The organism is Enterobacter sp. ECC-219 (assembly GCF_043966805.1).
In the GTDB taxonomy this organism is placed as follows: Bacteria; Pseudomonadota; Gammaproteobacteria; order Enterobacterales; family Enterobacteriaceae; genus Enterobacter; species Enterobacter cloacae_N.
This window is the reverse complement of record NZ_CP143680.1, coordinates 2,628,943-2,652,675: the sequence shown is the minus strand read 5'-3', so window position 1 is coordinate 2,652,675 and position 23,733 is coordinate 2,628,943. Positions and strand designations below refer to the sequence as shown.

Genomic DNA, 23,733 nt, shown 5'->3' with positions numbered 1-23,733 from the left:
GGTTATTCGATGAAACGTGTTTCTCAACTGACCGCGCTGGCCCTGATCTGCGGCCTCGCCTCTTTTTCCTCTCTGGCAGCTGATATGGCCAATACGATGACGCTGTCTCAGCTTCAGGCACAGCACGGCGCGGCAATCGACACCCGCCCCAGCGCCTTCTATAACGGCTGGCCGCAGACCCTCAGCGGCCCATCCGGGCATGAACCCGCAGCGCTCAACCTGGCTGCCGCCTGGCTTGATGCAATGAGCGACGAGCAGATTGCGCTTTGGGCCAGGCAGCATCAGCTGACGCCGGGGACGGCCATCGCGCTATACGGCGACAGTGGCGCCAGCCTGGCGGTGAAAGCCCGCCTGGAGAAAGTCGGATACCGCCACGTTTCGCTTCTCAGCGATGCCCTGCAGGTGCCCGACCGCCTTCAGCGTCTGGCGCACTTTGAACAGCTCGTCTACCCGCAGTGGATCCACCAGCTCCAGCAGGGTAAACCGGTGACCGCCGCGCCGGCGGGCGAATGGAAAGTAATTGAAGCTGCCTGGGGCGCGCCGAAGTTTTACCTGCTGAACCACATTCCCGGCGCGGGCTACATCGACACTAACGAGGTGGAAAGCGAGCCGCTGTGGAATAAAGTCTCCGACGAAAGGCTGAAAGCGATGCTGGCAAAGCACGGGATCCGTCACGATACCACCGTCATTCTGTATGGCCGTGACGTTTACGCCGCCGCGCGCGTGGCACAGATTATGCTGTACGCGGGCGTGAAGGATGTGCGCATTCTCGATGGCGGCTGGAAGGCGTGGTCAGATGCCGGTCTGCCAGTTGAGCGCGGCATGCCCGCTAAAGTAGCTCCGGCCGCTGATTTTGGCGCGCCGATCCCCGGCCAGCCGCAGCTGATGGTGGATATGGAACAGGCGCGCGGCATGCTGCACCGCCAGGATGCCTCCCTGGTCAGCATTCGTTCGTGGCCGGAGTTTATCGGCGAAACCAGTGGCTACAGCTACATCAAGCCAAAAGGTGAAATTGCCGGCGCCCGCTGGGGCCATGCGGGCAGCGATGCCACCCATATGGAAGACTTCCATAACCCGGATGGCACCATGCGCAGCGCGGACGATATCGCCGCCCAGTGGAAAAGCTGGAACATCCTGCCGGAACAGCAGGTCGCGTTTTACTGCGGCACCGGCTGGCGAGCGTCAGAAACCTTTATGTACGCCCGGGCGATGGGCTGGAAGCACGTCTCCGTCTATGACGGCGGCTGGTATGAATGGAGCAGCCACCCGCAGAACCCGGTCACTACCGGCGAGCGCGGGCCGGAAAGCACTCTCTAAGGGGCGAGTGACTTCAGCGTCACGTAGCCGCTCCAGATGCGCGTTGTGGTGGTCAGCCAGCACAGCGCGCCGAATATCCACGCGAACAGCGTAAAGTGGGCCGGAAACAGGCAGCACAGCACGAACAGCGCGATGGTTTCCGTCCCTTCCGTTAATCCGCCGATATAGTAAAACGACTTGTGCGCATAGCCGGGGTTGTCGATGTTATGCTTCGCGGCCAGCGCGGCAAAGGCCAGAAAACTGCTGCCGGTACCGATAAACGCAAACAGCAGCCAGGCGGCGGCCAGCGTATTCTCTGCGGGTGCAGCCAGCGCAAAGCCAAACGGCACCAGCGCGTAGAACAGAAAATCGAGGGCGATATCCAGAAACCCTCCCGCATCCGTCAGCCCTCTCCGACGCGCCAGCGCGCCGTCCAGACCATCCAGCAGGCGGTTCAGAACGATGGCAACCAGCGCCGCCAGATACCAGCCGAGGGCCAGAAACGGCAGCGCCAGCAGGCCGATGGCAAACCCGGCAAGCGTTAGCCCGTCGGGCGTAATGCCCGGCTTATCCAGCATGGAAACCAGACGGTTCAGAGCGGGCTTTACCCGCGGGTGCAGGTGACGGTCAAGCATCTGGCTTCCCTTTAAACGTGGCGCAAAGCCCCTGAGCCGGAATATCCAGCGCGGCATTAAACCGGGCCGAGAGATTCTGAAAAGCAATGAGTGCCGTCATTTCAGTGATGGCATCATCCGTAAAGTGGCGTTTCATCGCCGTTTTGACGGCCTCATCCACCCGGGGTGGCGTGGCGGTCACCGCCTCCGCATAGGCCAGTGCCGCGCGCTCCTGTTCACTGAACAAGTCAGAATCAGTCCAGCCGCTCACGGCCTGGACTTTATCCAGCGCGCCGCAGCGCTCGGCCAGGCGCAGGCTGTTGGCATCAATGCAGAACGCACAATGGCACAGCTGCGATACGCGCGTCATGAGCAGCGAGCGCAGCACTGGCGTCAGGCGCGCTTTTCTGCGCTCCAGAAAGGCCACGAACAAGGCGACCAGCCAGAACAGACGCGGCATGCGTCCCCACCAGCGCGTGGGGTTCAGCACGGCGCCGAAGTGTTTTCGCTGCGCGGCGGCAATGGGTTTTACGCTCGCCGGAAGGGTTGGGATGGGCTCTACCCAGGTGGACGTCTCTTTCACCTGATTCTCCTGATGGCTGGACTCTTTTAAAGGGCACGATAATATGGCGTTTTTCGCTATCAAGTATTGACGACCATGCTAAAAACAGTCGATGTCGTTGCGGCCATCATCGAAAAAGACGACAAAATTTTACTGGCGCAGCGCCCTGCTCACGCCGACCAGCCGGGTATGTGGGAGTTCGCTGGCGGCAAAGTGGAGGCCGGAGAAACCCATCCCGAGGCGCTTATCCGCGAGCTGCGTGAAGAGCTGGGTATTGAGGCACAGCCTGAGCAGTACGTGGCAAGCCATCAGCGCGAGGTATCACAGCGGTTAATTAACCTGCATGCCTGGCACGTGCCCACCTTCAGCGGAGAGTTAACGGCGCACTACCACAGCGCGCTGGTGTGGTGTACGCCGGAAGAGGCGCTTTGCTACAGCCTGGCCCCTGCGGATATCCCGCTGCTGGAGGCGTTTATTCTTTTACGCGCCGCCAGACCAGCGGATTCGTGCTGATGGTACGTTCATCGCGCTGGCACTGGAGCAGCACGCCATCGGCCTTCACGACGGCCCCTTCAGAATAGTTTTGATCCTGGTAGATGCAGCACTGGTTACACGGCTGCGCGCGCTGGCCGCTGGAGCTAAACACCTCCGGCGGCACATTCACTTCTACATCCGGGCGAATGCGGTCAGCCTGCGCGCCTGCGGTCAACATCAATGATAACGCGGCCATCACGTAACGGTTCATAGACTTCTCTTCCTGTTGTCTCCTGTTAATGACTATAACGGTAAATCGGGCAGAATCTTTAATTTAGCGCATCATCGCTTTTTGTTATGACGCAGCCCGGGTCATTAATTTCCCTTTCGGCATACATTTCCGCTTGCTTCACAAAGCGGTACGGGTGGTATAGTCAAAAAAACAACACAAATCGCATAAGCAACAGACATAAATTACTATAAGAGGTTCTTATATCTATGGATCAGACACGCTCTCTGGAAAGTTTCCTTGCCCATGTTCAGCAGCGCGACCCGCACCAAAGTGAGTTTGCTCAGGCCGTTCGTGAAGTAATGACTACCCTCTGGCCGTTCCTTGAAGAAAACCCGCGCTATCGTCAACTGTCGCTGCTGGAACGTCTGGTTGAGCCAGAACGTGTGATCCAGTTCCGCGTGACCTGGGTGGATGACCGCAACCAGGTGCAGGTCAACCGCGCCTGGCGCGTGCAGTTTAACTCCGCCATCGGTCCGTTTAAGGGCGGCATGCGCTTCCACCCTTCCGTGAACCTGTCGATTCTGAAATTCCTCGGCTTTGAGCAGACGTTTAAAAATGCGCTCACCACCCTGCCAATGGGCGGCGGTAAAGGCGGGAGTGATTTCGATCCCAAAGGCAAAAGCGAAGGCGAAGTGATGCGTTTCTGTCAGGCGCTGATGACCGAACTCTACCGCCACCTCGGCCCGGACACCGACGTACCGGCGGGGGATATCGGCGTGGGGGCCCGCGAAGTGGGCTTTATGGCCGGGATGATGAAAAAACTCTCCAATAACAGCGCCTGCGTCTTTACCGGCAAAGGACTATCGTTTGGCGGCAGTCTGATTCGCCCGGAGGCGACCGGCTACGGCCTGGTTTACTTCACCGAGGCAATGCTCAAGCGTCACGGCTTAGGTTTTGAAGGGATGCGCGTGGCGGTTTCCGGCTCCGGTAACGTGGCGCAGTACGCTATCGAAAAAGCGATGCAGTTTGGCGCCCGCGTGGTGACGGCCTCCGACTCTAAGGGCACGGTAGTGGATGAAGCGGGCTTTACGGCTGAGAAGCTGGCGCGCCTGTGCGAAATCAAAGCCAGCCGCGATGGCAGACTAGCCGATTATGCCGCGGAGTTTGGCCTGACGTATCTGGAAGGTAAACAGCCGTGGGGCGTGCCGGTGGATATCGCCCTGCCGTGCGCCACGCAAAACGAGCTGGACGCGGACGCCGCGCGCACGCTGATTACCAACGGCGTGAAGGCGGTAGCCGAAGGGGCGAATATGCCGACCACTATCGAGGCGACGGATCTGTTCCTGGAAGCGGGCGTGCTGTTTGCGCCGGGCAAGGCCGCTAACGCGGGCGGCGTGGCAACGTCCGGTCTGGAGATGGCGCAAAACGCCGCGCGTCTCGGCTGGAAGGCGGAGAAAGTGGATGCACGCCTGCACCACATCATGCTCGATATTCACCACGCCTGCGTGGAGTACGGCGGTGAAGCGTCACAGACCAACTACGTGCGTGGCGCGAATATCGCCGGGTTCGTGAAGGTAGCGGATGCGATGATTGGGCAGGGTGTGATTTAAGGTTTATATCGTACGGCCGGGTACCCTCACCCCGGCCCTCTCCCACAGGGAGAGGGAGAAAACCGGGCGTATCAGGCCGCGCTCTTTTTCTTTTTAAACGGTTTCTTCGCGCCGCTACCGGGTGCAACCATCCCTCTGAACGTTTTCACCGGCGTGCTACGCGCCTGATCGATCAGCTGGTAAAGCGTCCCGACCAGCGGCTGCATAAAGTCCTGGTAACGACACTGCTTCTCGCTGATCTGCGTCAGCACCGATTCCCAGTGTGCGGTCATGTCCGGCCGGGCGGCCAGCTCCGGCAGAGAGTGAATTAGCGCCCGGCCCGGTTCCGTTGAGTGAATATAGCGTCCCTTTTTCTCCAGGAAACCACGCTTAAAGAGCAGTTCGATGATCCCCGCGCGGGTCGCTTCCGTACCCAGACCGTCGGTGGCGCGCAGGATCTTCTTCAGATCTTTATCCTGCACAAAGCGGGCGATCCCGGTCATGGCGGAAAGTAGCGTCGCATCGGTGAAGTGGCGCGGCGGCTGAGTCTGTCGTTCAACCACTTCGCCTTTTTCACACAGCAGTTCGTCATCTTTCGCCACCACCGGCAGCGGCGTGCCGTCGTTCTCCTCGTCGCGCTCTTTGTTGCCGAGCAGCGTGCGCCAGCCTGCTTCCGCAAGGAAACGCGCCTTGGCGATAAACTTGCCTTTGGCAATCTCAAGCTCAATCACGCACTTACGGAATACCGCGTCCGGGCAGAACTGCATCAGGTACTGACGGGCGATCAGGTTATACACCTTCGCTTCGTTATCGGTCAGGTTGACGCTGCTGGCACGCGCCGTCGGGATAATCGCGTGGTGGGCATCCACCTTTTTGTCATCCCAGCAGCGGTTATGGGTATCCGGGTTAACGACGGGCTGCGGGAGCAGATCCGGCGCGTGGACGCCGATGGCGTTCATCACCGAGTGGCGTCCGGCAAAGTGCTCTTCCGGCAGATAGCGGCTGTCCGAACGCGGATAGGTGATCAGCTTGTGGGTTTCGTAAAGCTTCTGACAGATGTCCAGCACGTTCTGCGCGCTGAGACCAAAGCGCTTCGCGGCCTCAATCTGCAGAGCAGAAAGGGAGAATGGCAGCGGCGCGGGTTCTGATTCCCGTTTATCGTTATAGCTGGTGACGATAGCGGGCTGGCCGGTAATACGGTTGACCACGTGCTCCGCCAGCGGACGATGCAGCAGCCGCCCCTCTTCGTCCTGATACGACTCGCAGGCATCGCTCGGCTGCCAGACGGCGGTAAAGCGTTCGTCTTTTGGCGTGACGATGTGGGCTTTCACTTCAAAGAAATCTTTGGCGACGAAGTTCTCAATCTCTTCATCGCGACGCACCACCAGCCCCAGCACCGGCGTCTGCACGCGGCCCACGGAGAGCACGCCCTGATAGCCCGCGTTGCGACCGAGGATAGTGTAGGCGCGGGTCATGTTGATCCCGTACAGCCAGTCGGCGCGTGCACGCGCCAGCGCGGAGACGCACAGCGGGATAAATTCGCTGTTGGCGCGCAGACGCGATATGGCACGCTCAACCGCCTGCGGGTTGAGGTCGTTGATCAGGCAGCGCTGCACCTGCTGGCGCTTTTCCGGCGCCAGCTCAAGATAGTCCAGCACTTCGTCCACCAGCAGCTGCCCCTCTCTGTCCGGGTCACCCGCGTGGACCACTTCCGTCGCCTCGTGCAGAAAACGTTTAATAACGTTGAGCTGTTTGGTAACGGACGGGCGAGGCTGAAGGCGCCACTTTTCCGGCACAATCGGCAGATCGTTGAGGTTCCAGCGGGCGTAGCGGCTGTCGTAGACGTCCGGTTGCGCCTGCTCAAGCAGGTGGCCGATACACCAGGTCACCACCTGTCCGTTACCGCATTCGATAAAGCCGTCGCCTTTGCGATGCGGCTTAGGCAGCACGTCGGCAATGGCTCGGGCCAGGCTCGGCTTTTCGGCAATAAACAACCGCATCGAATTAACGGATCTCAATCATCGGTCGGCCACCGCGTGCGGTCACCAGCTCGCCGATCGCCGTCAGGGTGATGCCAAACTCGGCCGCGGTTGCCTGTACCTCGGCTTCGGATTCCGGCGTGACCGCCAGCAGCAGGCCGCCGGAGGTTTGCGGATCGCACAGCAGGTTGCGCCACTCCTCTGGCATTTCACCCATCAGGTGACCGTAGCTGGCGAAATTGCGCTGGGTACCGCCCGGGACCGCGCCCTGGGCAATGTACCCTTCCACGCCCGGCAGCTTCGGTACGTCCTGATACCAGACCTGCGCCTGCACGCCTGCGCCCTGACAGACCTCAGAGAGGTGCCCCAGCAGGCCAAAACCGGTGACGTCGGTCATCGCCTTTACGCCGTCGATATTGGCGAACGCCGCACCGGCGAGGTTCATCTGGCACATCACTTCCGTTGCCAGGCCTTTGTGCTCCGGTTTCAGCAGGGATTTTTTCTCGGCGGTGGTAAGCACGCCAATGCCCAGCGGCTTGGTGAGGAAGAGCCTGCAGCCCGCCTGCGCGGTACTGTTGCGCTTCACGCGCTCGGTCGGCACCACGCCCGTCACGGCCAGGCCGAAGATCGGCTCCGGCGCATCAATCGAGTGGCCGCCGGCCAGGGCAATTCCCGCCTGCTGGCAGGCGAAACGCCCACCATCAATCACCTCGCGGGCGATTTCTGGTGGAATAGTGTTGATCGGCCAGCCCAGAATGGCGATCGCCATGATCGGCTTACCGCCCATAGCGAAGATATCGCTGATGGCGTTGGTGGCCGCGATGCGCCCGAAGTCGAACGGGTTGTCGACAATCGGCATAAAGAAGTCAGTGGTGCTGATAATGCTGGTGCCGTTACCTAAGTCATAAACCGCCGCATCGTCACGCGTTTCATTGCCGACAAGCAGGTTCGGGTCGACAAACTTCGCCTGTTCGCTGTGCAGAATGGTCTCCAGCACTTTCGGGGAAATTTTACAACCGCAACCGGCTCCGTGGCTGTACTGCGTTAAACGAATGGTTTGCTCGCTCATGGACGTCTCCTGTCATCTCAATCGCGCTATGGTAGCGCTCATTCCATAAAGAGGTAAGTATGACTGTCTGAATTCTGCGGCAGATGCTCAGAATCCAGACAGTTTAGCGCGCGTTATCAGAAACGGCTGACGAAAGGCGTGGTGTCCGGCACGCTAATGGTGCTGGAGGCTTTAAGCTGTGGGGTACCGAGATAGAGGAAGCCGACAATTTTGTCGTGCTCACCGCAGGAGAATCCTGCCCGCACGGCAGCGCTCTCGGTCAGCGGACCGGTGCGCCAGATACCGTTAAACCCCTGTGCAACGGCGGCCATTTGCATCGCCATCACCGCACAGCCGGCAGACATTTCCTGCTCCCAGACCGGCACCTTATGGTCAGCCTGGCATTTGGCCACGACGGTAACGATCATCGGGGCGCGGAACGGCGCGTTGCGGGCTTTATCAATCCCCTTCTCATCCTGCCCAGCGGCAATCGCCCCCTGCTCCAGCAGCTGACTGAAACGTTCGCGGCCTTCACCCTCAATCACAAAGAAGTGCCATGGCTGCAGCGTGCCGTGATCCGGGGCACGCATGCCGGCACGCAGAATGTTTTCCAGCTGCTCGCCCACAGGGGCAGGTTCGGCCAGACGTGACGCGCTACGACGGTTAACAAGCAGTTCGAGTGCATCCATTGGTTAACTCCTTTCTTGAAATTTACTCACAAAATTAACACGACGGCAGATTTTGTTACAGCCTGGCAGGCGATTCCTGCTGACAAGTGGCGGTTGGGTCATTACGATAACCCAACATTACCGTCCAGTGGCGACGGAAACAGTCATTTTCTGGTTAGGGAGAATACATGCGAACCCTTTGGCGAATCTTTGCCGGTTTCTTTAAATGGACGTGGCGACTGCTCAACTTCGTCCGCAACCTGGTGATGAATATCTTCTTCATCCTGCTGGTTCTGGTTTGCGCGGGCATCTGGATGCATATCAGCAACGCGAATCAGGCTCAGCATTCGACTCGCTGGGCCCTGTTACTCGATATCACCGGCGTGATCGTTGATAAACCGTCCACCAGCAACCGTCTGGGGGTTATCAGCCGACAGCTGTTTGGCGCGACGTCAGACCGCCTGCAGGAGAACTCCCTGTTCGATATCGTCGATACCATCCGACAGGCCAAAGACGACCGTAACATCACCGGGATCGTGCTGGATCTGAAAGATTTTGCCGGCGGCGACCAGCCTTCCATGCAGTACATCGGGAAAGCGCTGCGCGAATTCCGCGACAGCGGCAAGCCGGTGATTGCCGTGGGCGACAGCTACAGCCAGGGGCAATATTATCTGGCGAGTTTCGCCAATAAGATCTGGCTTTCTCCGCAGGGGACGGTCGATCTGCACGGCTTTGCCACCAACGGCCTGTACTACAAATCGCTGCTCGACAAGCTGAAGGTCACCACCCACGTCTTCCGCGTCGGCACCTATAAATCTGCCGTGGAGCCGTTTATCCGCGACGATATGTCTCCTGCCGCCCGTGAAGCGGACAGCCGCTGGATTGGCGAGCTGTGGCAGAACTATCTCGGCACCGTTGCCGCTAACCGTCAAATTACCGCTGAGCAGGTGTTCCCTGGCGCTCGTGGCGTGCTGGACGGGCTGCGTAAGGTCGACGGCGATACTGCGAAATACGCGCTCGACAATAAGCTGGTTGACGCGCTGGGCACCAGTGCGGATATCGAAAAGGCCCTGACCAAACAGTTTGGCTGGAGCAAAGAGGACAAAAACTACAGCGCCATCAGCATGTATGACTATGCTGCGAAAAAACCGGACGATAGCGGTGACAGCGTAGCCGTGGTCTTTGCTAACGGCGCCATTATGGACGGTCAGGAAACGCCGGGCAACGTCGGCGGTGACACCACCGCGTCGCAAATCCGCGACGCACGCCTTGACCCGAAAGTGAAAGCGATTGTTCTGCGCGTCAACAGCCCTGGCGGCAGCGTCAGCGCCTCCGAGGTGATCCGCGCTGAACTGGCCGCGGCGCGTGCCGCCGGCAAGCCTGTCGTCGTATCCATGGGTGGTATGGCCGCGTCTGGCGGATACTGGATCTCCACGCCTGCCAACTACATTGTGGCGAACCCAAGCACGCTGACCGGCTCGATCGGCATCTTCGGGGTGATTAATACCGTGGAAAACAGTCTGGATTATCTGGGCGTGCATACCGATGGCGTTTCCACGTCGCCGCTGGCGGATGTGTCGATGACCAAATCCCTGCCGCCGGAAGTTTCAGAGATGATGCAGCTGAGCATTGAGAACGGCTATAAGCGCTTTATCACGCTGGTTGCCGACTCGCGTAAGAAGACGCCTGAGCAGATCGACCAGATTGCTCAGGGCCACGTCTGGACCGGGCAGGATGCGAAGAGTAACGGTCTGGTCGACAGCCTGGGCGACTTCGACGACGCGGTGAAGAAAGCCGCCGAACTGGCGAAGCTCAAGCAGTGGCATATTGAGTATTACCAGGACGAGCCGTCGTTCTTCGATATGGTGATGGACAGCATGTCCGTTTCCGTTCGCGCCATGCTGCCGGAGGCGCTGCAGGCGTACCTGCCTGCCCCGGTGGCCACGGCTGCGAAAGCAATGAAGGCGGAAAGCGATAAGCTCGCGGCCTTTAACGATCCACAAAGTCGTTACGCGTTTTGCCTGACCTGCGCGAACGTCCGTTAAAAACCGTCCCCTCTTCCCGTGAAGAGGGGATTTTTTCTTTTGAAGAACAAGAACTCACTACCATGCAGAAGAAATCGATTTATGTCGCCTACACTGGCGGTACCATCGGGATGCAGCGCTCTGAAAACGGCTATATTCCGGTCTCCGGCCACCTGCAGCGTCAGCTTGCGCTGATGCCTGAATTCCACCGTCCGGAAATGCCTGACTTTACCATCCATGAATACGAGCCGCTGATGGACTCCTCCGACATGACGCCGGAAGACTGGCAGCACATTGCGGATGACATTAAAGCCCATTACGACCAGTACGACGGCTTCGTGATCCTGCACGGCACCGACACCATGGCGTTCACCGCTTCGGCACTCTCCTTCATGCTGGAGAACCTGAGCAAGCCGGTGATCGTCACCGGGTCGCAAATTCCGCTGGCCGAGCTGCGCTCTGACGGGCAGATCAACCTGCTGAACTCCCTGTACGTGGCGGCCAATTACCCGATCAACGAAGTGTCGCTGTTCTTCAACAACCGTCTGTATCGCGGCAACCGCACCACCAAAGCCCATGCCGACGGTTTTGACGCCTTCGCCTCCCCTAACCTGCAGCCGCTGCTGGAAGCCGGGATTCATATCCGTCGTCTGGGAACGCCTCCGGCACCGAACACCGCTGGCGAGCTGATCGTGCATCCGATTACCCCGCAGCCGATTGGCGTGGTCACCATCTATCCGGGGATCTCCGCAGACGTGGTGCGCAACTTCCTGCGCCAGCCGGTGAAAGCGCTGATCCTGCGCTCCTATGGCGTGGGCAATGCTCCGCAGAACGGCGAGTTCCTGAAAGAGCTTCAGGAAGCCAGCGAGCGCGGAATTGTGGTCGTGAACCTGACCCAGTGCATGTCCGGCAAAGTGAATATGGGGGGCTATGCCACCGGCAACGCGCTGGCGCACGCGGGGGTGATCAGCGGCTTCGATATGACCGTTGAGGCGACGCTGACTAAACTTCACTATTTACTGAGTCAGGATCTGGACATTCAGTCCATTCGCCGCGCCATGATGCAAAACCTGCGCGGCGAACTGACCCCGGACGAATAAGGAGGTCTCATGAAGCAACGCGCCCTGCTACTGGTCGATTTGCAAAATGATTTCTGCGCGGGCGGTGCGCTTGCCGTCGCCGAAGGTGACAGCACCGTTGACGTGGCCAACGCGCTGATTGACTGGTGCAAAGCACGCAGTGAAGCGGTTGTCGCCAGCCAGGACTGGCACCCGGCGAATCACGGCAGCTTTGCCAGCCAGCACAACGTCGAGCCGTTCACCCAGGGTGAACTCGACGGGCTGGCGCAAACTTTCTGGCCGGATCACTGCGTACAGCAGACGGAAGGCGCGGAGCTGCATCCGCTCCTGAATCAGAAAGCCATCGACGCGGTGTTCCATAAAGGCGAAAACCCGGCTATCGACAGCTATAGCGCGTTTTTCGATAACGGGCATCGTCAGAAGACGGCGCTGGACGCGTGGTTACGTCACCATGAAATCACGGAGCTGATCGTACTGGGTCTGGCGACGGATTACTGCGTGAAGTTTACCGTGCTGGACGCGCTCCAGTTAGGCTATACCGTCAGCGTCATCACCGACGGCTGTCGTGGGGTGAACATTCACCCACAGGACAGCGCTCAGGCGTTTATGGATATGGCCGCTGAAGGTGCTACGCTGTATACGCTGGCAGACTGGCTGGAAACGCAGGCGTAGTCTTTTAAGCCGGGTGGCACTGACGCTTACCCGGCCTACCTTTCCCCATAGGCCGGGTAAGGCGCAGCCGCCACCCGGCATTTCTTCCCCAATCCCCATAAAGTGAACTCCCTCGCATCACAAGCGAAACGGCAATGCTATTCTCATCAGGCTGTTTTTTCGCCACGCCTTTTCTGTGGCGTGGTTATTTTTATTAAGTCAAAGAGGAACTTGTATGAAACGTTTGCCCCTGCTGGCAGCATTACCCTTGCTTTGCGCGTCACTTGCTTCCGCCGCGCCGCTGATGTCCGTCGGCTACTTTAACGGGGGTGGCGATGTCACCGCCGGACCGGGTGGCGATATTAATAAGCTGGACGTTCGCCAGATCACCCATCTGAACTACTCGTTTGGACTTGTTTATAACGACGAGAAAGACGAGACCAACGCCGCGCTGAAAGATCCGACGAAACTGCATCAAATCTGGCTGTCGCCAAAAGTGGCGTCCGATCTGGCCCTCATACCGGCCCTGCGTAAACAAAACCCGAACCTGAAAGTCCTGCTCTCTGTTGGCGGCTGGGGCGCGCGTGGTTTCTCTGGCGCAGCGGCAACCAAAGAGAGTCGCGCGGTGTTTATCCGCTCTGCGCAGGAAATTGTCGACAAATACGGCCTGGATGGGATCGATCTCGACTGGGAGTATCCGGTTAACGGCGCGTGGGGGCTGGTTGCAAGCCAGCCAGCCGATCGGGATAACTTCACCGCCTTGTTGAAAGAGATGCGCGCGGCGTTTGGGCAGAAAAAGCTGGTGACCATTGCGGTGGGCGCGAATGCGGAAAGTCCGAAAAGCTGGGTAGATGTCAAAGCCATCGCGCCCCTGCTCGACTATATCAACCTGATGACCTACGACATGGCGTACGGTACCCAGTATTTCAACGCGAACCTGTATGACTCCAGCGCCTGGCCAACGGTGGCTGCCGCCGATAAATACAGCGTCGATTTTGTGGTGAGCAACTATCTGGCCGCCGGACTTAAGCCGAAGCAGATGAACCTCGGGATCGGTTTTTACGGTCGCGTACCGAAACGTGCGGTTGAACCGGGCATTGACTGGAGCAAGCCGGACGCGCAAAAAAATCCGGTCACCCAGCCCTACTTCGGGCCGCAGGAGATCGGCCTGTTTAAATCGCTCGGCTATGACCTGACCAAAGATACCTACGTGAAGTACAACGATATCGTGAAGAAGCTGCTGAACGATCCGCAGAAGCGTTTTACCGAGCACTGGGACGACCAGGCGAAGGTGCCGTGGCTCTCGGTAAAGGGTTCTGATGGCAACGCGCTGTTTGCGATTTCGTATGAGAACCCGCGTTCCGTCGCGATCAAGGCAGACTACATCAAAGAGAAAGGCCTCGCCGGGGCGATGTTCTGGGAGTACGGGGCTGATGATAACAATCAGTTAGCGAAACAGCTGGCGGAATCACTCGGAATTAAGCACTAAGGTGTATGTGCCGGGTGGCGCTAGCGCTTACCCGGCACACACGGAGAGCGTTATTTGAAAGTCGCAATCGGCTTCGGCGTGATGCCAAAATCTTCCTTAAGCTCGCGCTTGCTCTTCATCACCATCTGACCGTTGGTATCGATAGTCATGTGCTGTGCATCGGTGTTGTTGCGCGCCTGCCACAGCATCACCAACTGCAAACTGTTCTCTTTTTGCTCAGGCGTCAGGGCCACACCGTCGGGCCATTTACCCAGCTCAACGGCGGTCACCAGACGCTGATAAACTTCCGGGGTCATCCCGTTAATCATGTCCTCAATATTCACGATCTCTCCCTTTCAAAGGAATAATTTGCTGAATCGTTTTTTCAACCCTTAATCTGGTCGCCGTTTTCATCGTCGCTGAAGCTCAGAGAAGCTGAGTTTACGCAGAAACGCTCGCCCGTTGGCTGAGGGCCATCCGGGAAAACATGCCCCAGGTGCGCGTCGCAGTTGCCGCAGCGAATTTCCGTGCGCACCATACCGTGCGACGAGTCGGTCAGATAGCGGATTGCCTCATCGCTCACCGGCTCGTAAAAGCTCGGCCAGCCGCAGCCAGAGTCGTATTTCGTTTGTGAATTAAACAGCGGGGCATCGCAGACCAGACAGTGGTAAACGCCGTCTCGCTTGTTATGCAGTAAACGCCCGGTAAATGGCGGCTCCGTTCCGTGATTCTGCGTCACGTAAAACTGCATTTCTGTGAGGTTTTTTTTCAAATCGTCAGGGTTACGTTGGTTCGACATATGCTTACATCTCGCTGTAGAAACAGACATCTTTTAACCCCGATTCTAACAAAACATTAACACCCTTGCGTGCACTTTTGTTCTAAACTTATGTGTCGCGAAAAGGCGGTCAGGCAATTGTGATCATGTTCACATTTTTATCCTGCGAGGACTTTAAAATTCCGGGCGCAGCCCCCATGTGGTTGCAAGCTCAAAGGGAAAGTGAGGCGAGTCAGTCGCACAAACGTTAGTCACAGGATTGATTTGTCGCAATGATTGACACGATTCCGCTTGACGCTGCGTAAGGTTTTTGTAATTTTACAGGCAACCTTTTATTCACTAACAAATAGCTGGTGGAATATATGACTATCAAAGTAGGTATCAACGGTTTTGGCCGTATCGGCCGTATTGTTTTCCGTGCTGCTCAGAAACGTTCTGACATCGAAATCGTTGGTATCAACGATCTCCTGGACGCTGAATACATGGCGTACATGCTGAAGTACGACTCAACTCACGGTCGTTTCGACGGCACCGTTGAAGTGAAAGACGGCCACCTGGTTGTTAACGGTAAAACCATCCGCGTTACTGCTGAGAAAGACCCAGCTAACCTGAAATGGAACGAAATCGGTGTTGACGTTGTTGCTGAAGCAACCGGTATCTTCCTGACCGACGAAACTGCACGTAAACACATCACTGCGGGTGCGAAGAAAGTTGTTCTGACCGGTCCTTCCAAAGACAACACCCCAATGTTCGTTCGTGGTGCAAACTTCGAAACTTACGCTGGCCAGGACATCGTTTCTAACGCATCCTGCACCACCAACTGCCTGGCACCGCTGGCTAAAGTTATCAACGACAACTTCGGCATCATCGAAGGTCTGATGACTACCGTTCACGCTACCACCGCTACTCAGAAAACCGTTGATGGCCCGTCTCACAAAGACTGGCGCGGCGGCCGTGGCGCGGCTCAGAACATCATCCCATCCTCTACCGGTGCTGCTAAAGCTGTAGGTAAAGTACTGCCAGAACTGAATGGCAAACTGACTGGTATGGCGTTCCGCGTTCCAACTCCTAACGTATCCGTTGTTGACCTGACTGTTCGTCTGGAAAAAGCTGCTTCTTATGAAGAAATTAAGAAAGCAATCAAAGCTGCTTCCGAAGGCGCAATGAAAGGCGTTCTGGGCTACACCGAAGACGACGTTGTATCTACCGATTTCAACGGCGAAGTGTGCACTTCCGTGTTCGATGCTAAAGCAGGTATCGCACTGAACGACAACTTCGTGAAACTGGTTTCATGGTACGACAACGAAACTGGCTACTCTAACAAAGTACTGGACCTGATCGCTCACATCTCCAAATAAGTTGAGATGAGTGCTTGATCCAAAAAGGCGACTTCGGTCGCCTTTTTTATTGTTTTTTAGACAGAGGATTGCTTAATGATTAATAAAATTTTTGCACTTCCGGTAGTCGAACAACTTACCCCTGTGCTCTCCCGCCGTCAGATTGACGGTGCCGACGTTATCGTCGTTGACCATCCCCGCGTTAAAGCGTCCGTGGCTCTGAACGGCGCTCACCTGCTCTCCTGGAAACCGGAAGGCGAAGCCGAAGGTTTGTGGCTGAGCGATGCGACCTCCTTCAAAAAAGGGGCGGCTATTCGCGGTGGCGTACCGATCTGCTGGCCGTGGTTTGGCCCGTCTGCACAGCCGGGTTTGCCTTCTCACGGTTTTGCCCGCAACCAGCAGTGGACGCTGAAAGCGCATAACGAAGACGATAACGGCGCCGTGCTGACCTTTGAGCTGCAGGCAAATGACGAGACCCGCGCCCTGTGGCCGCACGAGTTCACCCTGTATGCCCGCTTCAAGCTGGGTAAAACCTGCGAAATTGAGCTGGAAGCCCACGGCGAGTTCGACACCACCTCGGCCCTGCATACCTACTTCAACGTGGGTGATATCAGCGCAGTGAAGGTAAGCGGCCTTGGCGATACCTTTATCGATAAAGTGGATAACGCCAAAGAAGGCAAACTGAGCGACGGCGTTCAGGCGTTCCCTGACCGTACCGACCGCGTCTATCTGCATCCGGAAGCATGCAGCGTGATCCACGACGGTGCCCTGAACCGCAGCATTGAGGTGGTCCATCACCATCACAGCAACGTGGTGGGCTGGAACCCGGGTCCTGCTCTGTCTGTAAGCATGGCCGACGTGCCTGACGACGGTTATAAAACGTTCGTCTGCGTGGAAACGGCCTGCGTGACCACCCCGCAGAAAGCGAGTGAAGAAAAGCCGTCTCGTTTAGGACAGACGATTAAGATTGTTAAGCATTAAGACAGTCCCCCCTAAACCTAGCCCTCTCCATATTACTAGGCCGGGGACATAATGAACGCTTTTTAACATCTTTTACTATTGGTGATCGGCTGTTTCTCCAAGTCGATCATCCCCACTTTCGTGCTGTACCGCCACATTTCATAACAGCCAACATTCTGCATCTCCTTCAGCCCGACCCGTTTTCCCCCGTACATATTTCCTGCCTTCGGGCTGAGTGCTTTCATCCTCAGCTTACCGCTGATATCGACTTTCCTAACCATCCTCCCTTCATCGTATTCAGATGGAGCTGTAGTGCCATTATATTGCCGGATAGAAGGTGATACACCGCAAGGATGCTGCCATTTTCAGCGCCTCGCGCGGGCGCACAATGTTGTAGACCGTCCGTCAGCGGTCGAAGGCGCGGCGCAGTTTACCACCCTCCACAAACCACTAGCCTGCAGCAAGGCTGCGGTGAAAACGCTCCAGTTTGTCCTGCGTCTACGGATGATAAGGCCGGGAGTGGCCCCACGGACAACGTGGAGCATCAGCCAAAGCTCCAGTGCTGCTCTGGTAACGGTGGTGCCTCCCCTGCATCGTTGTCCATCGTCATCCGGTCCGGCTAGGCCGTAGCATTCAAACACGCTGACCTACGGCACGGCCCCACGGGGTTCATCGTTACAGTGCCTCGGGCACAGGGAAAAACGGGAGTTGTCATCCAGCAGGGTAAGCGAATAGCAGCGGCCAACAATGGCCCTTAAAATACATCTGCCAGAAACGCTTTGGCGCATCGTGTTCGTAGCAGCCCGTACCGGGAATGCCAGGCGAAACGTCCGGCAGCAAGCCATCATATTATGGGCGGTACTAAAAGCCTGAAGGGTCTTTTTGAGCCCATGACGGAAACCACTTCTAGCCGCTGGCAGGTGAAATACCGTAGTGACGGCAGAGGGAACGGATGTTCGTCCCGTCCTGCGAGGCGAACAAAACAAACTCGGTACGTAATGACATGGTATCTCTCGCATCCCAGGGCATAAGTGACTCCATAAACGGGTTCTTATGTCTCAGTTGTAAGTGTCTACCATGTCCCCGAACAAGTGTTCACTATGTCCCCGGACCGTACACCCTATTGGCGAGATGGGATAATCTGTGCTTACTTAAACAACACCAAACTGAATTTTCTCTGCAGGAGGCGGGAACGTAGTATCTAATTGGCCTAACTTGCCACAAGCAAGCGTGATTTTTAACGCTGCCACATAAGCTTCAACATGTTCACTGAATGCCGCTTTAGGAATCGCTCAATGCCCTAATGGTTAATCACCCACGCCAGTAGGATTTGCGGGGCAGTTGCATAAGGGATCAAAATTCTTCGCTTAGGTAAACCAGGCCTAAGATGAGTTTGCCAATATCGAAGGAATCACCGCCTAGGATATCTTTAAAGCTCACCGGTTCCTGCAGGGCTGGCAGAAATCATCTCAATCAATGGCGCAGTAATGGGTAATCTGAGACAATCCAATAAGATAGCAAAAAGACGAAGTGATCCCGTGACAATGTAAATTAATTACTGAAATGAACAAAGGACCGAAAATCTCATCGCATTTTTATCTTAATTTTAATTTGTAAATTCCGATAATTACCACTAATTAAGATGAAATTTGTATATGATTCTTTTAAAATAAATTCCATAGTTAGCAACAAAGTCCAGAATGGTTAAGTTTTAAGGTTAATGTTCTCAATGCTGCTACCGAGCCATAATTCTTAAAACTTACAGGAAAAATTAATGCTTCCTACTCTGTATTCTTCTTAATCAAAATATAATTTTTTGTCTTTAGCGTTTCATTCGTTCACATACTTAGCCCGTTGACTTAGTCGTAACAAAATGTTAATTTACCGATACAAGCCAGACGAGCGTCACTTTGGTCTGAATCATCTTAATTTGTCCCCCCATGCAAATAACTCGCAGGGGGAAGCTAGAAATCTCTCATCTATTTTTATTTATTTTATCAAGAATGATCTTCCCAGTTCTTGTTTGCATAAATAAGTCAGCAATTACGCTTTCTAGGTCCTCTTTATTTTTGCAATAAAATTTTCCTGCACTGCTAGCGATGGAACAAGGATATCCATTTTCATGCTGAGTCCACTTTGCGATCTCCACACCGTTCCTACCATCACCATCAAAAACCGCTAATCCTTGATAGGTTTTCAAGCCGGCATGAAGATGGCGAAGTGGATTATCATCCTTTTCATAAAAGGAAGACACGCCTAACTTTACTTTACCCTTAGTTAAGTGCATAAGTTCCATTGACATTTTCTTAATTACAGAGTTAATTTCTTCAATATTATTGGATGCTTTTTTTGCTGAATTTAATCCAGTCAAAAATGCTTTTTCGAAGTCAACCATATCAGATTCTCTCTATGACAGAAATTATTGGCAAGTGATCAAACTTAGATGCAGAGGAATATATATATTCAATAAAGTTTTTATTACTAAATACTTCTGTTTTAGACTCATTAAGATACCAACCTTCCCCTCTAACGAAATCTGATGAAAAAATTATCTGATCGAAAGTTTTCCATTGATTTGCTTGATCCCCTTTATAAAAATAAGTGCCACAACCTTCACTTTCAAAATTATTCTCTGGATGTAACCTACTATGGACCATATGACGCCAGAATGGGTTATAAAGTAAATCGGGTTCTTTTTTAACCAACGATATATCCCGAGAAGCGAATAAAGCTTGCGTAAGACTCTTGTTAAATGGCTCTTCATTGAAATCGCCTAATATTATCACATGTTTGATTTCTCTCGTATCACGACAATCAACTACTGCATCTCTTAGTAGAGAGCCAAGCAAAATCTTACTTGGTGAGTCTTCATAATCATAAAGTCGACTTGACCAATGAACTAAATATAGCGTTAGTGGTTCGTTTGTGTCAGTTATGACAAAATTAACTTCTTGACCAGCATGTATATTTTTCTTTATTTGTTTTTTACTGATGATGTCTGAGCTTAAAAAAGTCAATACATCAGCACGATATATAATGCACAAATCAAATTTTTTTCGACCATTTTTAACATTACCATTATATATTGCGTACCCAGAAGAAACTAAATTCAAGTTATCACTGATAAAGTCAATATCTTTAGTTGTAACTTCGCATAAGCAAAGTACATCAATATCTTTGAAAATTAGCAAATGAACTAATGTAGCCAAAACGAATGCTTTATGTTCGTCATTTGCAGTGTTTTCTTTTGAATGTGGTGAAAGACTTGTATTCCACCAAGCAAATGATATTTTTTTATTATTTTTATCTTCTTGCATATTCATAAACACCAAGCCATTTTCTAACATCATAAGTAGTCGACAATCTAAAAGTCAAATATAATGGCTAAAGGCAATGTAGTTGGCGACCGAATGATTCATCAGTCCTAGGTGAAGTCACCTAGCTAGCACAAGCAGACAGAAGGGTATCACCAGCATATGTTGTTTCTGGCACTAGGGTAGAATACCCTACTCAAAACCGCACCATGCATGATGGTACAGCATCTCCTTGGTCACAAAGGCAAAACCGTTCTCTTCGCGCCACGACTCCTGCACGTCGTCGTAGTTAATATTCGACATACCCCAGCTACAAATTTTGCCTGCTATTAAATATTGTTCATCATCTCAAGGGTTTCCTTGAGGGCAAAATCCCTCCAAAGCAAATCTAGGTGAATATTTTAGGCTCATATCGCCCTCCTATTTTGCCGCACCACATTAAAGCAAACGGGGCGCAAGCGCCCCGTTTTGATGCAAAGATTGCACTAAAATAATGCACAATCAGAACTTGTAGGTCACACCCACAGAGAAGATGCCAGCCCAGGACTTATCGACCATCGGGCTATCCTTCACTTCATCGCTCAGACGCTCGTAACGACCGGTGCCGTAGACGTTCCAGTCGCCAAGGAAGTTATAGCTCGCGGTCAGCTCCAGGTATGGATCCCAGCCGTCATCAGCGCTGTAGCTTTTCAGCCCACTGCGGCGGGACTCGTTTTTAGAGACGCCATAGTAGTAGTCGTTGTAGTTTTCACTGTTGTACTGCACCCCGATACCCGGCGTCAGGGTGAGCCCACCGTTGGTATAGCGGTACAGCCAGGCCAGATCCCAGATAAAGCCGTTGCTGTTATCCAGCGTATCACCCGCCAGGGCCGTACGCAGGAAGCCATACTGTGTGTTATGCACGTACGAAAGCCCGGCCATCATAGAGCTTTTGCGCTTGTCGAGCTGGCGAAGCGCATGGCTGTCGCTGTCTCCCGGCTTGAAGTGCGTTGGATCGTAGTAGGCCATGATAGATAGCTTATCGGCCGTATCGTTCCAGAGATAGTAGCCGCCGCCGAGACCACGGAACCAGAAATTATCGCCTTCATAGGTGATAACGGGAACAGGATAAACATCGCGGTCATACTGTTTGTATGGGCTGTTAATGACGCCAACGCCCGCGCCCACCGTCCACTGACTTTCCGCCTGAGCGGTGCTAACTGCGGTAGCGGCAAGGATGCCCAATGCCAGAAGTTTGAGTTTGGTCACAATCCATTCTTTCCTGTAGTCAAATAATCAGCGGGTGAAGTGTAACCGCCATTCCCGAACATCCCAAAATTTTTTGCCTGCTAATCAGTCTGATTAACCCATTATTTTTAACTTTTCAGATGACAGCCCGCTTTCATTTATATGACCGCTGAATGAAAAACGTCCTTAAGCCTTATAACTCAGGTGGAAATTTTTGGATGAGTTATTGATATGTCATTGAAATTAGTTTTTCTCAGCATGCAAGTTTGGCAAATGCCATCTACGCTTAAATTTAAGAAGAGTTTTCCTGAACACCTGCGGTTCTTAGCGTCTGACCTGGCACACAGGTTGCTGCTCTGGCAGTGGGGTGCGAGAGATTCTCTTCCGGGAGCCTCCACTACTCATACGAACGGCTCTTATCCTGTGCTAAAAAACGAAAGGACGGCATGCCATGAATATATTCGATCACTATCGCCAGCGCTATGAAGCTGCCAAGGACGAAGAGTTCACACTGCAGGAGTTTCTTACCATTTGTCGGCAAGATCGCAGTGCCTATGCCAATGCGGCAGAACGGCTATTGATGGCTATCGGTGAGCCAAACATGGTTGATACTGCCCTGGAGCCACGGCTTTCCCGTCTGTTTTCGAATCGGGTGGTCGCCCGATATCCGGCGTTCGAAGAGTTCTATGGTATGGAAGATGCCATTGAACAGATTGTCTCCTATCTGAAGCATGCCGCCCAGGGTCTGGAAGAGAAGAAACAGATCCTCTATTTACTCGGCCCCGTCGGCGGCGGTAAATCCTCGCTGGCTGAACGCCTGAAGTCGCTGATGCAGCGCGTACCGATTTATGTGCTGAGCGCCAACGGCGAACGCAGCCCGGTTAACGACCATCCGCTGTGCCTGTTTAATCCGCAGGAAGATGCGCAAATTCTGGATAAAGAGTTTGGCATCCCGCGCCGCTACCTCGGTACCATCATGTCGCCGTGGGCGGCAAAACGCCTCCACGAGTTTGGCGGCGATATCACTAAGTTCCGAGTGGTGAAAGTATGGCCATCCATACTGGAGCAGATCGCTATCGCCAAAACGGAACCGGGTGATGAGAACAACCAGGATATCTCGGCGCTGGTGGGCAAAGTCGATATCCGTAAGCTGGAAAACTACGCACAAAACGACCCGGATGCCTATGGCTATTCCGGTGCGCTGTGCCGCGCCAACCAGGGGATTATGGAATTCGTTGAGATGTTCAAAGCACCGATTAAAGTGCTGCATCCTCTGCTGACAGCGACCCAGGAAGGGAACTACAACGGGACGGAAGGTATTTCCGCCCTGCCGTTTAACGGCATAATTCTCGCCCACTCTAACGAATCAGAATGGGTGACCTTCCGTAATAATAAAAACAATGAGGCCTTCCTTGACCGCGTTTACATCGTCAAGGTGCCTTATTGCCTGCGGATCTCCGAAGAGATCAAAATTTACGAGAAACTGCTTAACCATAGCGAGCTGGTACACGCGCCATGCGCCCCGGGTACGCTGGAAACGCTCTCGCGCTTCTCCATCCTGTCGCGCCTGAAAGAGCCGGAAAACTCCAGCATCTATTCGAAAATGCGCGTCTATGATGGTGAAAGTCTGAAAGATACCGATCCGAAAGCGAAGTCCTATCAGGAATACCGTGACTACGCCGGGGTCGATGAGGGGATGAACGGTCTGTCCACGCGTTTCGCGTTTAAGATCCTCTCCCGCGTCTTTAACTTCGATCATGCGGAAGTGGCGGCCAACCCGGTTCACCTGTTCTACGTGCTGGAGCAGCAAATTGAGCGCGAGCAATTCCCGCAGGAGCAGGCTGAACGCTACCTTGAGTTCCTGAAAGGCTACCTGATTCCGAAATACGCTGAGTTCATCGGCAAAGAGATCCAGACGGCCTATCTGGAATCCTACTCAGAATACGGGCAGAACATTTTCGACCGCTATGTCACCTACGCTGACTTCTGGATTCAGGATCAGGAGTACCGCGACCCGGATACCGGCCAGCTGTTTGACCGTGAATCCCTGAACGCGGAGCTGGAAAAAATTGAGAAGCCTGCCGGGATCAGCAACCCGAAAGACTTCCGTAATGAGATTGTGAACTTCGTCCTGCGCGCCAGAGCGCATAACAATGGTCGCAATCCGAACTGGACCAGCTACGAGAAGCTGCGCACGGTCATTGAGAAGAAAATGTTCTCCAATACCGAAGAGCTGCTGCCGGTGATCTCGTTTAACACCAAAACCTCAACCGACGAGCAGAAGAAACACGACGATTTTGTCGACCGTATGATGGAAAAAGGCTACACCCGCAAGCAGGTTCGCCTGCTCTGCGAATGGTATCTGCGCGTGCGTAAATCGTCTTAAAACAAGTGCCCGGTAGCGCCTGCGCCTGCCGGGCCAACAAAAACGCA

General features: G+C 54.4%; 21 protein-coding genes and 1 pseudogene. 10 read left to right on the top strand and 12 right to left on the bottom strand.

Going from position 1 to position 23,733, the window contains the following annotated elements:
- Positions 1–9 precede the first annotated feature (9 nt).
- Positions 10–1,317, top strand: coding sequence for a sulfurtransferase (locus tag V1603_RS12570; protein ID WP_395312705.1), 1,308 nt, complete (start codon positions 10–12; stop codon positions 1,315–1,317).
- Here the strand turns inward: V1603_RS12570 and V1603_RS12565 are convergent.
- Both V1603_RS12565 and V1603_RS12560 read right to left on the bottom strand, forming a co-directional pair.
- On the bottom strand, positions 1,314–1,931 hold the full coding sequence (locus tag V1603_RS12565) for a CDP-alcohol phosphatidyltransferase family protein (protein ID WP_163328900.1): 618 nt from the start codon (positions 1,929–1,931) through the stop codon (positions 1,314–1,316). The genes V1603_RS12570 and V1603_RS12565 overlap by 4 nt on opposite strands.
- Entirely contained in the window at positions 1,924–2,493 is a 570-nt protein-coding gene (locus V1603_RS12560; RefSeq protein ID WP_163328898.1) for a carboxymuconolactone decarboxylase family protein, read from the bottom strand. The genes V1603_RS12565 and V1603_RS12560 overlap by 8 nt, the downstream gene beginning before the upstream one ends.
- 75 nt (positions 2,494–2,568) lie before the next feature.
- Here V1603_RS12560 and V1603_RS12555 point away from each other — a divergent pair, with 75 nt between their 5' ends.
- Positions 2,569–2,985 (top strand): pyrimidine (deoxy)nucleoside triphosphate diphosphatase, encoded by a 417-nt coding sequence (locus V1603_RS12555; protein ID WP_116340559.1) that lies wholly within the window; start codon positions 2,569–2,571, stop codon positions 2,983–2,985.
- Here V1603_RS12555 and V1603_RS12550 read toward each other — a convergent pair.
- The gene (locus V1603_RS12550) at positions 2,945–3,217 is read right to left on the bottom strand and encodes a YnjH family protein (protein WP_028012780.1); all 273 of its coding nucleotides are present in this window, start codon (positions 3,215–3,217) and stop codon (positions 2,945–2,947) included. The genes V1603_RS12555 and V1603_RS12550 overlap by 41 nt on opposite strands.
- Positions 3,218–3,444: 227 nt before the next feature.
- Between V1603_RS12550 and gdhA the strand changes: the two genes are divergently transcribed.
- Positions 3,445–4,788, top strand: a complete 1,344-nt coding sequence (gene gdhA, locus V1603_RS12545) for an NADP-specific glutamate dehydrogenase (RefSeq protein WP_061098517.1) — start codon at positions 3,445–3,447, stop codon at positions 4,786–4,788.
- A gap of 71 nt (positions 4,789–4,859) precedes the next feature.
- On the opposite strand, the gene V1603_RS12540 is transcribed toward gdhA, so the two are convergent.
- The 3 genes from V1603_RS12540 to V1603_RS12530 all read right to left on the bottom strand — a co-directional run bounded on the left by V1603_RS12540 (position 4,860) and on the right by V1603_RS12530 (position 8,483).
- Complete coding sequence (locus V1603_RS12540; protein WP_116340563.1) at positions 4,860–6,767, bottom strand: DNA topoisomerase III; 1,908 nt, start codon at positions 6,765–6,767, stop codon at positions 4,860–4,862.
- A gap of 4 nt (positions 6,768–6,771) precedes the next feature.
- On the bottom strand, positions 6,772–7,815 hold the full coding sequence (gene selD, locus V1603_RS12535; protein WP_116340565.1) for a selenide, water dikinase SelD: 1,044 nt from the start codon (positions 7,813–7,815) through the stop codon (positions 6,772–6,774).
- Positions 7,816–7,931: 116 nt separating this feature from the next.
- Positions 7,932–8,483, bottom strand: a complete 552-nt coding sequence (locus V1603_RS12530; protein WP_116340567.1) for an NAD(P)H nitroreductase — start codon at positions 8,481–8,483, stop codon at positions 7,932–7,934.
- Positions 8,484–8,650: 167 nt separating this feature from the next.
- Here V1603_RS12530 and sppA point away from each other — a divergent pair, with 167 nt between their 5' ends.
- From sppA to V1603_RS12510, 4 genes are all read left to right on the top strand, one after another.
- Complete coding sequence (gene sppA / locus V1603_RS12525) at positions 8,651–10,507, top strand: signal peptide peptidase SppA (protein ID WP_395312704.1); 1,857 nt, start codon at positions 8,651–8,653, stop codon at positions 10,505–10,507.
- A 62-nt stretch (positions 10,508–10,569) separates the two neighbouring features.
- The gene (gene ansA / locus V1603_RS12520) at positions 10,570–11,586 is read left to right on the top strand and encodes an asparaginase (protein WP_028012774.1); all 1,017 of its coding nucleotides are present in this window, start codon (positions 10,570–10,572) and stop codon (positions 11,584–11,586) included.
- A gap of 9 nt (positions 11,587–11,595) precedes the next feature.
- Complete coding sequence (gene pncA, locus V1603_RS12515; RefSeq protein ID WP_163328892.1) at positions 11,596–12,237, top strand: bifunctional nicotinamidase/pyrazinamidase; 642 nt, start codon at positions 11,596–11,598, stop codon at positions 12,235–12,237.
- Positions 12,238–12,451: 214 nt separating this feature from the next.
- Positions 12,452–13,705: a glycoside hydrolase family 18 protein gene (locus V1603_RS12510; protein ID WP_116340573.1), complete on the top strand. Its 1,254-nt coding sequence runs from the start codon at positions 12,452–12,454 to the stop codon at positions 13,703–13,705.
- A 50-nt stretch (positions 13,706–13,755) separates the two neighbouring features.
- Here V1603_RS12510 and V1603_RS12505 read toward each other — a convergent pair whose 3' ends face one another.
- Together V1603_RS12505 and msrB are read right to left on the bottom strand one after the other, a co-directional pair.
- Positions 13,756–14,028 (bottom strand): YeaC family protein, encoded by a 273-nt coding sequence (locus V1603_RS12505; protein ID WP_045261608.1) that lies wholly within the window; start codon positions 14,026–14,028, stop codon positions 13,756–13,758.
- Between the two features lie 41 nt (positions 14,029–14,069).
- Complete coding sequence (msrB, locus tag V1603_RS12500; RefSeq protein WP_025759332.1) at positions 14,070–14,483, bottom strand: peptide-methionine (R)-S-oxide reductase MsrB; 414 nt, start codon at positions 14,481–14,483, stop codon at positions 14,070–14,072.
- Positions 14,484–14,824: 341 nt separating this feature from the next.
- Here msrB and gapA point away from each other — a divergent pair, with 341 nt between their 5' ends.
- Together gapA and V1603_RS12490 are read left to right on the top strand one after the other, a co-directional pair.
- Positions 14,825–15,820, top strand: coding sequence for a glyceraldehyde-3-phosphate dehydrogenase (gene gapA / locus V1603_RS12495; RefSeq protein ID WP_014831506.1), 996 nt, complete (start codon positions 14,825–14,827; stop codon positions 15,818–15,820).
- A gap of 75 nt (positions 15,821–15,895) precedes the next feature.
- Positions 15,896–16,780 (top strand): D-hexose-6-phosphate mutarotase, encoded by an 885-nt coding sequence (locus V1603_RS12490; RefSeq protein WP_395312703.1) that lies wholly within the window; start codon positions 15,896–15,898, stop codon positions 16,778–16,780.
- A gap of 62 nt (positions 16,781–16,842) precedes the next feature.
- Here the strand turns inward: V1603_RS12490 and V1603_RS12485 are convergent.
- From V1603_RS12485 to V1603_RS12470, 4 genes and pseudogenes are all read right to left on the bottom strand, one after another.
- A pseudogene (locus tag V1603_RS12485) lies at positions 16,843–17,800 on the bottom strand (IS481 family transposase).
- 934 nt (positions 17,801–18,734) lie between these two features.
- On the bottom strand, positions 18,735–19,154 hold the full coding sequence (locus tag V1603_RS12480) for a hypothetical protein (protein WP_395312702.1): 420 nt from the start codon (positions 19,152–19,154) through the stop codon (positions 18,735–18,737).
- 1 nt (position 19,155) lies between these two features.
- On the bottom strand, positions 19,156–20,082 hold the full coding sequence (locus V1603_RS12475) for an endonuclease/exonuclease/phosphatase family protein (RefSeq protein ID WP_395312701.1): 927 nt from the start codon (positions 20,080–20,082) through the stop codon (positions 19,156–19,158).
- A 492-nt stretch (positions 20,083–20,574) separates the two neighbouring features.
- Complete coding sequence (locus tag V1603_RS12470; RefSeq protein ID WP_041910477.1) at positions 20,575–21,321, bottom strand: MipA/OmpV family protein; 747 nt, start codon at positions 21,319–21,321, stop codon at positions 20,575–20,577.
- A gap of 430 nt (positions 21,322–21,751) precedes the next feature.
- On the opposite strand from V1603_RS12470, the gene yeaG reads away from it, so the two are divergent.
- Complete coding sequence (gene yeaG, locus V1603_RS12465; protein ID WP_116340579.1) at positions 21,752–23,686, top strand: protein kinase YeaG; 1,935 nt, start codon at positions 21,752–21,754, stop codon at positions 23,684–23,686.
- Positions 23,687–23,733: the final 47 nt, after the last annotated feature.